Here is a 12,691-nt window from a genome sequence, read left to right as displayed (position 1 = left end):
TCCAACCCGCCCCTCCCGAACCGCCCGCCCGCCTGGACGGTGGCTGGAAAGCCGCGGGCAGAGGGTCGCCTCCGGCCGTTTGCAGGAGCTGCAGGTTGACCCAGAACCCGGAAAACCCCGCACAACGCGCGGTGATCGCGGCGCCGGCAGAGGCCTCGCCGGCACGCAAGATCCGCAGTTTCGTGCTGCGCCAGGGCCGCTTCAGCCCGGCCCAGCAGCGCGCGTTCGATCAACTCTGGCCGCGGTTCGGCCTCGACTACGCCGGCACGCCGCGCGATTTCGATGCCGCGTTTGGACGCTGCGCGCCGCGCATTCTGGAAATCGGCTTCGGCAACGGCGAAGCCCTGCTGCACTCTGTCCAGCGCGATCCCGCGCGTGATCACATCGGCATCGAGGTCCACGCCCCCGGCGTCGGCCGCCTGCTCAACGCGCTGGCGGGTGCCGGCGCGGACAACGTGCGCGTGTACCGCCACGATGCCGTGGAAGTGCTGGAGCACGAGATCGCCGACGCTGCGCTGGACGAGATCCGGATCTACTTTCCCGACCCCTGGCACAAGAAGCGCCACCACAAGCGTCGCTTGGTGAATCCAGACTTCGCCGCGCTGCTGGTGCGCAAGCTCGCCCCGGGCGGCCGCCTGCACCTGGCCACCGACTGGCAGGACTACGCCGAGCAGATGTGGGACGTGCTCGATGCCACCGCCGGCCTGCGCAACAGCGCCGGCCCGCGCGGCCACATCCCCCGCCCCGACTGGCGCCCGCAAACCCACTTCGAAACCCGCGGCCAGAAGCTGGGGCACGGCGTGTGGGATTTGTTGTACTTGAGGCCGTGATTGGTGATTGGTGATTGGTGATTGGCAAAAGCAAGAGCAAGAAGCAGGCGACAGGGTTAGGTTTGCGTTAAAACGCGCTACCCTGAACCTCGGCAACCCGCTTCAACCCGCTTCAACCCGCTCTTGATCGCTCTTTCGAATCACCAATCACCAATCACGAATCTCGATTGAATGGACTCCTCCCTCGCCCTCACCAACGACATGCTGCTGGTGCTTGGCTTGGTGGCGTTCACCATGGTCATGTTCCTGTTCGAGCGGATCCGCGGGGACGTGGTCTCGCTGGTGGTGCTGGTCGCACTGGGATTGACCGGACTGGTGGCGCCGGAAGACCTGTTCGGCGGCTTCTCCTCGGGCGCGGTGATGAACGTCATCGCCTCGATGATCCTCGGCGCCGGGCTGGACCGCACCGGCGCGCTGAACCGCCTGGCCGGCTGGCTGCTGCAACACGCCAAAGGCGTGGAAAGCCGGCTCGTGCTGCTGGCTTCGGCGGTGGCGGGGCTGAACTCCTCGATCATCCAGAACACCGCGACCACCGCACTGTACCTGCCGGTCGCCTCGCGGCTGACCGCGCGCACCGGCATCAGCCTGTCGCGGGTGCTGGTTCCGATGTCGGCCGCCATCATCGTCGGCGGCAGCCTGACCATGGTCGGCAACTCGCCGCTGATCCTGCTCAACGACCTGCTGGTGTCGGCCAACGCCAACATGCCTTCCGGCGCCGCGACGCTGGAACCGCTGAAGATGTTCGCGCCGCTGCCCATCGGGCTGGCGCTGCTGGCCGCATCGCTGGCCTACTTCCACTTCTTCGGCCATCGGGTGCTGCCCGATGCGCGCGACGACGCCGTCACGCCCGCCCGGACCCAGAGCTATTTCGCCCGCGCCTACGGGCTGGAAGGCGACATCCATGAGCTGACGGTGACGGCCGACAGCCCGCTGGTGGGCATGAGCGTCGGCGACGCCGAATCGCAGGTCGGCGCGCCGCTGCTGCTGGCCTTGCAAACCGGCACCGAATCGCGGCTGGCGCCGCCGGCCGACGCTCGCATCTGGGTCGGCAGCGTGCTCGGCGTGATGGGCGAACGCGGCGCCATCGCCGACTTCGCGCAGAAAAACTTCCTGCGCCTGTCGTCGCGGCTGCGGGTGTTCGGCGACCTGTTCAACCCCAGCCGCGCCGGCATTTCCGAAGCCGTGGTGCCGCCCAACTCGAAGTTCATCGGCAAGCCGCAGGCGCAATTGCGGCTGCGCAAGCAGTTCGGCCTGAGCCTGCTGGCGATCAACCGCGACAAGCACGTCCTGCGCGAGGACGTGCGCAACATCCCGATCCGCGCCGGCGACATGCTGGTGCTGCACAGCATCTGGATCGATCTGGCCGAGGCCGCCAAGAGCCGCGATTTCGTGGTCGTCACCGACTACCCCAAGGGCGAGCAGCGGCCGCACAAGTTCAAGATCGCCATGGCCATCTTCGCAGTCAGCATGCTGATGGCGCTGGTGTCGACCATCCCGACCTCGATCGCGCTGATGACCGGCGTGGCCGGGATGCTGGTGACCGGCGTGCTGAAGATGGACGAAGCCTACGCGGCGATCAGCTGGAAGACCGTGTTCCTGATGGCCTGCCTGATCCCGCTGGGCTGGGCGATGGACTCTTCCGGCGCGGCGGCCTGGGTCGCCGGCCACACCATCGACCGGATGCCCGAAGGCGTGCCGCTGTGGCTGATCGAGCTGGCGCTGGCGCTGTTCACCACCCTGTTCGGCCTGGTCATCAGCCACGTCGGGGCCACGATTGTCCTGGTGCCGCTGGCGATCAACCTCGCGCTGGCCGTCGGCGGCGATCCCACCGCGTTCGCGTTGATCGTGGCGCTGTCGGCGTCCAACAACTTCATGACCGCTTCCAACCCGTCGGTGGCGATGGTGACCGGCCCCACCGGCTGCACGTCGGCCGACATGTGGCGCTCCGGCGGCCCGCTGACTTTGATCTACACCGCGATCATCGTGGTGATGATCAACATCATGTTCTGACCCCGGCCAAGCGACGTCGCCATTTGACTCACTCAGCCGCGGTCGCGTTGTCTCCCAACCTCACCAGCCCGTCCTCCACATGGACCGCCACCACGCACAGGCACTCGCCGCGGCAGGGGCCGGCCACGCAGTTGCCTTCGGGCAGGGCAAAGGTGGCGCCGTGGACCGCGCACACCAGTTCGCCTTTTTTGGTGCGCAGGAACTTGCCGGGGGCGTAGTCAAGCCGGCGGCCGGCGTGCGGACAGGTGTTGATCCAGGCGCGCACGCCCCCTTCGCCATCGCGGTAAAGGATCAGTGATTCGAGGTCGCCGTCGATCACGGCTTCGGTTTCACCAAGGCTGTCGGGGGGCAGGTCGGCCAAGGGCAGCAAGGTTGCGGCGTTTTTCCCCCCTTCATTTAACGAACTACTCACAACTGACCTGCTGGTTCTCCCGATACTGGGCGCCAGTATCGCACGCAGTCCGTGACCTCCCCCCATGACGATCTTCCCTGGCTCCGCCTTCCGCTGGTTCAGCTTCGATGGCTTCACCGCGCCGCGTCGTCCACGCCACCGGCTGCTGCGTGCGCTCGCCGGTTTCGCCGGCATCGTGTTGTTGCTGTTGCTGCTGGTGCTTGGCGTGTTCGTCGGCGCCGCCATGCTGCTCGGCGGGGTGCTGTGGCGCGCGTTGACCCAGCGCCACGCCGCGCCACCGCCCGCCAGCGACACAGGCGTCATCGACGGCAGTTTCCGGGTCGTGGATACACCCCGCCTGCCGCTGCCGCGCTGAGGTGGACCTGATCCCTGCCGCGCAGGGGCCGCGTGTCCCGGTGGTCGACCGTGCCGGCCATGCGGCGGGGACATTCCCCGTACACCGAATCTACTGCGTCGGCCGCAACTTCGCCGACCATGCGCGTGAAATGGGCGCGGCGGCACCCGCGTCCAAAGCCGAGCGCGGCGCGCCCACCTTCTTCATGAAGCCCGCCGATGCCATCGTCATCGACGGCAATATTCCGTATCCGCCCGCCACCCAACAATTGCACCACGAGGTTGAACTGGTGGTGGCGCTGGGGCGGGATGCGCCGGCGGGCATCGTCGCGACGGAGGACGCCCATGCCCTCGTCTTCGGTTATGCCGTCGGCCTCGACCTGACCCGTCGCGACTTGCAGAACGCGGCCAAGGCAAAGGGCCTGCCCTGGGATACCGCCAAAGGCTTCGATTGCTCCGCGCCGCTCGGGGCACTGCTGCAAGCGGCCGCAGCCGGTTTGTCGAACACCGCCGGGATCACCTTGACGGTCAACGACGCCACGCGTCAGCACGCCACCCTCGACCAGATGCTCTGGAGCGTGCCGGAGATCCTGCACGAGCTGTCGAAGCTCTACGCCCTGCGCGCCGGCGATCTCATTTTCATGGGCACGCCGGCCGGCGTCGGGGAATTGTGGCCGGAGGACCGCTTCAGCGCGCGCATCGACGGACTGCCGGAACTGCACGGTCGCATCGCGCCTTCCGCACGCTAGGGCAATGCTGACTTGGTCGGCATTGCCTTAGGATGGCGGTTTCCATTCTTCATCAACGGAGACCCCGATGGGCATGATGGCCGAGTTCAAGGAATTCGCGATGCGCGGCAGCGTGGTCGACCTCGCGGTCGGCGTGGTGATCGGCGCGGCATTCGGGAAAATCGTGACGGCACTGGTCGACAAGGTGATCATGCCGCCGATCGGTGTTTTGATTGGTGGCGTCGATTTCGCTTCGCTGTCCATCACCCTCAAGCAGGCCACGGTCGATGCGGCGGGCCAGCAGGTGCCCGCCGTGGTGCTGGCGTATGGCGAGTTCATCAATGCCGTCCTCCAGTTCATCATCGTCGCCTTCGCGATTTTCATCGCGGTCAAGGCGATCAATGCCATGCACAAGAAGCCCGAGCCCGCGCCGGCACCGCCGGCGGCCGATCCCGAAGACGTGCTGCTGCTGCGCGAAATTCGCGACCTGCTGAAGAAGTAGCCGCGCCGCGCCCGCGACTTGTGGCACAGGCGCGCCGGCCAGCGCGCCTTCCAGACTACTGTTGCCCTCGTCTTCCGGAGCCGCGCCCATGCGTGTCGCCTCACTCTTTTTTGCCCTCAGCCTGCTGGTGGCCGCGCCCGCGCAATCCGCGCAGCCCACCCGCATCGACGCCACCGCGATTGCCCAGGCCGGCACCGTCCGCGACGTCGCCTTGCGCGACGCCACCGCGTGGAAGGTGCTGGAATCACTGACCACCGAAGTCGGCCCGCGTCTGGCCGGCAGCCCGGCCGACGCCCGCGCGGTGGCCTGGGCGCAGGCCAAGTTCCGCGAACTCGGTTATGACCGGGTCTGGACCGAGCCCGTCACCTTCCCGCGGTGGGTGCGGCGCTCGGAAACCCTCGACGTGCTGGGCGCGCACGCGCAGCCGCTGCGGGTCGGCGCGCTGGGCGGCAGCCCGGGCGGGACGGTCGAAGGCGAAGTGGTGCGCTTTGCCGACCTGGCCGCGCTGCAGGCGGCGCCGGAGGGTTCACTGGCCGGCAAGATCGTGTTCGTGGACTACACCATGCAGGCCCGTCGCGACGGCGGCGACTACCGCAACGCCGGCGGGATTCGCTGGGCCGGCCCGTCGGTGGCCATCAAGAAGGGCGCGATCGGATTTCTGATGCGCTCGGCCGGCACTTCGCTTTCACGCGAACCGCACACCGGCAACACCGGTTTCGAACCGGGCCTGACGCCGATCCCCGCCGCCGCGCTGGCCACCATCGACGCCGCCCAGCTGGCGCGGCTGGTCGCGCTCGGCCCGACCCGCGTGCGCCTGGCGCTGGACTGCGGCTACGACGGCGAAGCGACCTCGTACAACGTGATCGGCGAAATCACCGGCAGCACCCGCCCTGACGAAATCATCCTGCTCGGCGGCCACCTCGATTCCTGGGACTACGGCACCGGCGCGATCGACGATGCCGCCGGCGTCGCCATCACCATGGCCACCGGCGCCCTGCTCAAGCCGCTGCATCCGGCCCGCAGCATCCGCGTGGTCGCCTTCGCCAACGAAGAGCAAGGCCTGTGGGGCGGTCGCGCCTACGCGCAGCAGCACGCCGACGAAGTCGCCCGCCACGTGATCGCGATCGAAAGCGATTTCGGCGCCGCGCCGATTTTCGGCTTCGACTCCAGCGCCCGCGACCTGCAACCGCAGGCGCTGGCGCAAATCCAGCAGGTGCTGGCGCCGCTGGGCATCGAATGGCTGCCCAAGCAAGGCGACCCGGAATCGGACATCGGCGGCATGGTCGATCTGGGCACCGCCTGGGCCTGGCTGGGCCACGACGGCACCCGCTACTTCGACCTCCACCACACCGCCGATGACACTCTGGACAAGGTGATCCCGCAGGAACTGGCGCAGAACGTGGCCGCCTACGCCGCGTTCACCTGGCTCGCCGCGCAGGCGGAGGGCGGGTTCGGGAGTGACGCGAGAGCGAAAGGCGAGCGCGGTGAATGAGCGCGAGGGGCATGGGCTGTCGCCAACAAGACGGCCCGCTCCACACCGGCCAAGGGCAGCACCTGCGCCAGCCGTGTCGATCCGGGATCGAAGGTTCCGGCGCGTTCCCGGCACGCTTGCCCGAAAATCAGCGTCTTGAAGCAGACATCTTGAATCAGGTGTCCTGAATCAGGTGTCCTGAATCGGCGTCTGGCTTCAATCCAGGTCCTGGTCGAGGTCGAGGTCGAGGTCGAGATCGAGGTTGATGGAACCATCCGGATTCCGCTTCACCTCCGTGATTCCGGGATCTTCCAGCTCCAACCGGTCCATTTCATGTCTGGCGCTGGCCTCGCTCGCAAACGAACTGGCCGAACGGCCGTCAGTCGCCGTGAGGATGGTCACCACCGCGCTTTTCAGTTCGGCATCATTCCAGGGTTTCTCGATGAAACGCGTCAGCTGGGCCTCGTTGATGGCCGCGATGATGGCATCGCGATCCGCGAAGCCGGACACGATGACGCGCGGCACGTGCGGCTGACTCGCGATCGAGCGCGCCAGAAATTCGACGCCGCTCATCTCCGGCATCCGGAAATCGGACATCAACAGGCTGAAAGGCACAGCTTCGCAGCGTTCAAGGGCAGTCCGGGGGTCGGTGAACATTTCAATGAGCAACTCCTCGCCCCCAAGGCGGGATGCGGGGATCGACGCCAGTGCACGCCGCAAGGCGTTCAGGACATTGGTCTCATCGTCCAACAGTAGTATCCGGTACATCGCACCCTCTGCCTTGGCTATGGTCAATGCGGTTGTTTGACCGGCAGCTTGAGCAGGAACAACGTCCCCTCGCCGGCGACACTGGTCACTTCAATGGATCCATGGTGTTTTTGCATGATCCCGTAGGAAATGGCAAGACCCAGGCCGGTACCGCGCCCCACTTCCTTGGTCGTGAAAAACGGATCGAAGATTTTCGGCAGCACGGCCTCTGGGATCCCGGCGCCATTGTCGCCGATCGAGATGATGACCTGATCATCCACGCACTCCGTGGAGATCGTGATGATGCCATCCTTCCCCTCGATCGACTGTGCCGCATTGACCAGAAGGTTCATGAACACCTGGTTGAGCTGTGAAGGAATGCACTCGATCAACGGCAGTTCGCCGTAGGACTTCACGACGTGTGCCTTGTACTTGATTTCATTCCAGACGATGTTGAGCGTGGATTCAAGGCCAACCTGCACGTCAACCACGGCCCAGCTGTCGATCTGCCCCTGTCGGGAAAAGTCCTTCAGGTCGCTGACGATCTTGCAAACCCGGTCCACGCCCTCGAGGGACTCCATGATCAGATCGTGGGTATCGATGGCGATGTTGTCGTAGCCAGGATCCTCGTCATCCTCCGCCCGTTCCTGCGCCACGATCTGGCGCAGGTCGTTCTCGCACTCCGGAATGCGGGCCAGGTTGAGCAATTGCGCCGCGGTCAGGCGCAGCGCGCCGAGATTGGATTTCACATAGGCGATTGGATTGTTGATTTCATGCGCCACGCCCGCTGCCAACTGGCCGATTGAAGCCATTTTTTCCGCATGCAAGGCCTGCTCCTGCGCACTCTTCAGCTTGGCGTAGGCCACTTCGAGCTCGGCATTGCGCTCGTGCAACTCCATCTCGCGGGCGGTCTCCTGGGTGATATCTAGAATCACCAGCATGAACGGAAAGCTGCGCTGCGGCCCGAGCGGATGCAGGCGAAGCTGCAGGACTCGCCCTTGCATGTCCGCATCGCCAAGACGCAGCTTCCCCGCCCATCTGCCGAACGTTCTGGCGCTCTCCATGGTTTCAGCCGTGACCAGGCCTTCGTGCCAGTTGAAAACCACGGCAAGTTCCTCGCTGCTCCTGTCCGGATTCAGAGAGGTCGCGAACAGCCGGGCCGGCAGGTTGCTGTACAGCACATGGCCGGTTGCGTCGAACATGGCCAGCGCAACCTTGGCCTCTTCCATGAACTGGACCACGTAGCCGGCAATGGCATCCACACCGAAATCGGCCGTTGCGGAAAACGCCCCCAAGGGAGGGGCAGGTGTGCTGCTCTCATCCGATTCCATGACGTTCGCCCTGACACAACGTGGGTTAGCGTAGCCTTCCTTGTCGTGCCGGCCCGCGGCATCGGTCACACTCCCGCACATCCGCCGCAGCTTCGGTCACAGGGTGTGTACGGGCCGTGTCCCGTCAGGATACGCTTGTTGCCATCCGGCCGTGGGCTGATCATTCTGGTTTGGATCCTGCCCGGATCGTCGCTGGTTTCACGGAGGGCTGTCGATGACACGCGAAACCCCGACTGTGCAAGACCTGTCCGCGGCTCTCGAGGTCTCGCTGGCGGCCATTGTCAACGTGCAGCTGGATGGCACCATCACGGGCTGGAACCACGGGGCCGAACGGCTCTTCGGGCTCCAGAGCGCGGACGCGCTGGGCTCATCCATTCGCCGCATCATCCCCCACGATCGCCTGGGCGAGGAAGACTGGATCCACTCGACCATCCAGCGTGGTCAGATCGTGGAACCCTATCAGTCCGTTCGCCTGTCCCACGACAACCGCTCCATACATGTCCTGATCAGCGCGGCGCCGGTCAGGAACACCGACGGCGAAGTGATCGGCATCACCAAATGCATCCAGGACGTCTCGCCGTTGATTGCGCGTGAGCGCGAGGCCAGACGCCAAATACGCCTGCATGCCGCCTTGAGCAAGTTCAACCGGGCCATTGCGGAGGGCAGGCCACGCGAAGCGCTGCCGCAAGAAGCTTGCCGAATCCTGGTTCATGACGCCGGGTTTGCCTTGGCCTGGATCGGCAAGTTTGACCCTGCCACCAGGAGAATCCTGCCGCTGGCCTCCGAAGGCTCTCCCGGCGACTATGTGCAGGGCCTCCAGATATTCGGCGATGACAGCGATCAAGGCCGTGGCCCGACCGGGCGTGCATTCGCCAACCAAGAAACCCAGGTCAGCAACGATCTGCTCGAGGACCCGGCATCGCGCCCCTGGCGCGCACGCATGGAGGCGGCGCGATTCCGTTCCAGTGCGGCCGTGCCTATCATTGCCGGCGACGAGGCAATCGGCGTTCTGTCCGTTTACGCCCATCAGATCAATTTTTTCAAGCCGGCGGAAATCAGTCTGCTGGAAGACGTGGCGCGCAGCATCGGGCTGGTGGTTTCCAGCAGCGACAATGCCGAGCACGCACGCAGAGCCCAGCAGGGCCTGAAGGACGAGCAGGAATTTTCAAGGGTGCTGACCGAGAGCACGCCCGGCATCCTGTGCCTGTGCGACAAACAGCTGCACGGCCTGCGCTGGAGCGGGAATCTTCCGGAGGTCTCCGGCTACAGCCCCGCCGAACTCGACCAGATGCGGTTCCTGGATTTCTTTCCCTCATCCGAACACCCCAAGCTGCGTACCGCCATCGAATCCGTTTTCAGCACCGGGTTCGGTTCCACCGAAACCAGCCTGCTCGTCAAGGACGGGAGCACTCGCCCCTACCTGCTGATCGGGCGACGGATCAGGTTCAACGAAGCCGAGTGTCTGCTGGGCCTGGGCATCGACATTTCGGACCGGGTAGCCGCGGAACAAGCGCGTCATCTCAGCGAAGGCCGTTATCGCCAGTTGTTTGACGCCGCACCGGTGGGCATCCTGATCGCCGACACCGAAGGCAAACTCCTCGACACGAATCCAGCCACCTGCCAGATGCTGGGCTACGAAGCAGGTGAACTTGTCGGCAAACGCAACACCGACATCATTTCCCAGGTTGACCTGCCCCGAATCAAACCCGCGCTCGCTGAACTGCAAACAGGCAAGATCCACCGTGGTGTTTGGCGCCTGCTGCATCAGGACGGCCACACCGTCCATGTCAGCGCTGTCATCACCCGCATGGACGATGGCAATCACCTGGTCATCAATTCCGACATCACCGAACGATTGGTACAGGAACGCAAGCTGGCGCGCCTCGATCGGACGCGGCGCATGATCGGGAATTTCCACTCCTCGATGCTGCGCGGCAGCAAGTCCGATGACCTGCTGCTTGACACCTGCCGCGCCATTGTTTCTCAACCGGATTTCCTCGTTGCCGTCATTCTCGACCGGGACCCCGTCACCCATCGAGCAAGAATCGTATGCATGCAGCAATCACAGGCACTCGAGGCGGTTCCCGCTGATGCGGTCGCGGCGACCGTCACCGACAGCAATCATCTCGTCCTGTATGCCATGCGCGCAGGCAAGTCGATCTCTGAAACCCGCTCAGCGGAGGCCCGCCCGGAGCTTTCCACGCCGACCCCGGACATGGCGCCGAAGACAACGGCTCAATCGGCCGCAGCCATCCCGTTGTGGGTGCAGGGACGCTCGAATTACGCGCTGCTCATGTTGTCCAACCGGGCAAACACCTTCGATGCAGAAGAACTCGACCTGCTCGACTGGATGGCCAGTGACTTGTCTTTTGCCATCGATCACCTGGAAACGACCGAACGACTGAAGCGCTTGACTTATTACGACCCGCTGACCGGACTGCTCAATGCCAATGGCCTCCGCGACAAACTCCATGAGTTGGGCACCGTCGCGTCCGCACAGCACCGGAAGCTGCATATTTGCGCCATCGATCTGGAAAACTTCTCCCAGTTCAACCACCGCTTCGGTCGCGAGGGCGGTGATCATTTGCTGCGCAAGATCAGCGAGCGCCTGCAGCAGCTTGCCGGGGAGACAGCCACGGTTGCAAGAATCGGCGGCGACTCGTTTGCCATGGCCGGACTTGCGCCAGAAGACGGCCCGGACAATTGCGTCGAACGTTTCTTGCAGGCCGCGTTTTCCGCACCCTTCGATCTCCACGGCCACCCCGCCCAGATCGCATTCCGCGTTGGCGCCGTCAGCTACCCGGGCATCTCCGTGCCCGGGGCCACCCCGATCGACCTCGATCACGCGTTGCGCGCGCTGAACAAGGCCAAGGCGCATAACAAGCAGGTTTACTACTACTCGAACGCGGAGGACAGTTCAGAAGAACGCAGCCCGTCGCTCGAGTCGCAGCTGCAGGATGCCATCGACAATGACGAATTCATCCTGCACTACCAGCCCCGCGTGGACATCATCAGCGGCGAGATCATCGGTGCGGAAGCGTTGGTCCGCTGGCAACATCCACGCAAGGGCCTGCTGCCGCCAGCCGAATTCATCGATCTGGCCGAACGTTCCGGCCTGATCCTGACGCTCGGGGCCAAGGTCATCCAGATGGTCTGTCGCCAGCAGCGCGACTGGCGTGCCAGCGGCATTCCCATCGTTCCGGTTGCCGCGAACGTGTCAGGCGTCCAGATCAATCGCGGCGACTTGCCTGCCATCGTCCGGGAAGCGCTCGCCGACAACGCGCTTGAACCGGAATGGCTGGAACTTGAATTGACCGAGAGTGCGGTGATGCAGGACGTGGCTCGGGCCACCCGGATCCTGAATTCACTGCGTGGCCTTGGCGTAAAACTCTCGCTTGACGATTTCGGAACCGGCTACTCATCGCTGTCCTATCTCAAGCGTTTGCCGGTGGACCGCGTCAAGATCGACCGCAGCTTCATTACCGACATCACCCACAGCGTCGAGGATGCCGCAATTGCCCTGGCGGTCATCGCGCTGGCACGCAGCCTCAAGTTGACATCGGTCGCCGAAGGCGTTGAAACCAAAGCCCAACTGGGTTTCCTGGCCAAACACCACTGTGACGAAATCCAGGGCTATCTGTTCAGTCCGCCGGTCGAACCCGCAATTTTCGCCGGGTTCCTGCGGGATCACCGCAGGCTCGAGTCACAACAACCGGAAACGGAGAATGGCCACACCCTGCTTCTCGTGGATGACGAACAAAGCATCTGCAAAGCGCTGACACGCCTGCTCCGGCGGGACGGTTATCGGATCCTGACGGCCAACAGCGGCAGCCAGGCACTTGAACTGCTTGCGCAATACCCGGTGCAGGTCATCGTCTCCGATCAGCGCATGCCGGGCATGTCCGGAACCGAACTGCTGGACACGGTCAAGACACTGTACCCAGACACCATCCGCGTCATTCTTTCCGGCTACACCGACTTGAACGTCATCACCGACTCCGTCAATCGCGGCGCGGTGTTCCGCTTCCTCACCAAGCCATGGAACGACGACGAACTGCGTGCCCAGATTCGGGATGCGTTCGTCCATCACGCCGCAATCAGCGGAAGTTCGCCCCCCGGCTGAGACACTGGCGCAGCAGGGTTGCGCCGGGATCGGCCGAACCCGTGCGGCAACGAGTGCGCAGGGCGCGCATGCAGGAATTGCAGAAACGGTGCTGGCCGCCTGTTCTCCAGGCAATCGCGTCATCCGCAGCAGCCAGACCGTCCGGGGCTTGCAAAGCCCAAGAAAAAAGGCGGCCGGACGGCCGCCTTATTCTCACGCGCCGCC

Annotated in this window: 10 protein-coding genes; 7 read left to right on the top strand and 3 right to left on the bottom strand. The window is 64.6% G+C overall.

What is annotated here, in order from left to right:
* Positions 1 to 131: 131 nt before the first annotated feature.
* Together trmB and M9902_RS05220 are read left to right on the top strand one after the other, a co-directional pair.
* Positions 132 to 830 carry a tRNA (guanosine(46)-N7)-methyltransferase TrmB gene (gene trmB, locus M9902_RS05225; RefSeq protein WP_297175668.1) on the top strand — a complete coding sequence of 233 codons (699 nt, stop codon included), beginning with the start codon at positions 132 to 134 and terminating at the stop codon, positions 828 to 830.
* A gap of 171 nt (positions 831 to 1,001) precedes the next feature.
* Complete coding sequence (locus M9902_RS05220) at positions 1,002 to 2,840, top strand: SLC13 family permease (protein WP_297175646.1); 1,839 nt, start codon at positions 1,002 to 1,004, stop codon at positions 2,838 to 2,840.
* 28 nt (positions 2,841 to 2,868) lie between these two features.
* Here M9902_RS05220 and M9902_RS05215 read toward each other — a convergent pair whose 3' ends face one another.
* The gene (locus M9902_RS05215) at positions 2,869 to 3,201 is read right to left on the bottom strand and encodes a Rieske 2Fe-2S domain-containing protein (protein ID WP_297221454.1); all 333 of its coding nucleotides are present in this window, start codon (positions 3,199 to 3,201) and stop codon (positions 2,869 to 2,871) included.
* Between the two features lie 115 nt (positions 3,202 to 3,316).
* Between M9902_RS05215 and M9902_RS05210 the strand changes: the two genes are divergently transcribed.
* The 4 genes from M9902_RS05210 to M9902_RS05195 all read left to right on the top strand — a co-directional run bounded on the left by M9902_RS05210 (position 3,317) and on the right by M9902_RS05195 (position 6,307).
* On the top strand, positions 3,317 to 3,607 hold the full coding sequence (locus M9902_RS05210) for a hypothetical protein (protein ID WP_297221453.1): 291 nt from the start codon (positions 3,317 to 3,319) through the stop codon (positions 3,605 to 3,607).
* A gap of 1 nt (position 3,608) precedes the next feature.
* Positions 3,609 to 4,334 (top strand): fumarylacetoacetate hydrolase family protein, encoded by a 726-nt coding sequence (locus M9902_RS05205; protein WP_297221452.1) that lies wholly within the window; start codon positions 3,609 to 3,611, stop codon positions 4,332 to 4,334.
* 67 nt (positions 4,335 to 4,401) lie between these two features.
* The gene (gene mscL / locus M9902_RS05200) at positions 4,402 to 4,815 is read left to right on the top strand and encodes a large-conductance mechanosensitive channel protein MscL (protein ID WP_297221451.1); all 414 of its coding nucleotides are present in this window, start codon (positions 4,402 to 4,404) and stop codon (positions 4,813 to 4,815) included.
* An 88-nt stretch (positions 4,816 to 4,903) separates the two neighbouring features.
* A complete protein-coding gene (locus M9902_RS05195) occupies positions 4,904 to 6,307 on the top strand; it encodes a M28 family peptidase (protein ID WP_297221450.1) in 1,404 nt (467 codons plus the stop codon).
* Between the two features lie 195 nt (positions 6,308 to 6,502).
* Here the strand turns inward: M9902_RS05195 and M9902_RS05190 are convergent, their stop codons facing one another.
* The gene (locus tag M9902_RS05190; RefSeq protein ID WP_297221449.1) at positions 6,503 to 7,036 is read right to left on the bottom strand and encodes a response regulator; all 534 of its coding nucleotides are present in this window, start codon (positions 7,034 to 7,036) and stop codon (positions 6,503 to 6,505) included.
* Between the two features lie 41 nt (positions 7,037 to 7,077).
* Entirely contained in the window at positions 7,078 to 8,364 is a 1,287-nt protein-coding gene (locus M9902_RS05185; protein ID WP_297221448.1) for an ATP-binding protein, read from the bottom strand.
* Positions 8,365 to 8,578: 214 nt separating this feature from the next.
* Between M9902_RS05185 and M9902_RS05180 the strand changes: the two genes are divergently transcribed.
* The gene (locus tag M9902_RS05180; RefSeq protein ID WP_297221447.1) at positions 8,579 to 12,487 is read left to right on the top strand and encodes an EAL domain-containing protein; all 3,909 of its coding nucleotides are present in this window, start codon (positions 8,579 to 8,581) and stop codon (positions 12,485 to 12,487) included.
* Positions 12,488 to 12,691 lie beyond the last annotated feature (204 nt).

The sequence above is a fragment of the Thermomonas sp. genome (assembly GCF_023953935.1).
In the GTDB taxonomy this organism is placed as follows: domain Bacteria; phylum Pseudomonadota; class Gammaproteobacteria; order Xanthomonadales; family Xanthomonadaceae; genus Thermomonas.
The sequence above is the reverse complement of the archived record's forward strand: the minus strand, read 5'-3'. Positions and strand labels throughout refer to the sequence as shown.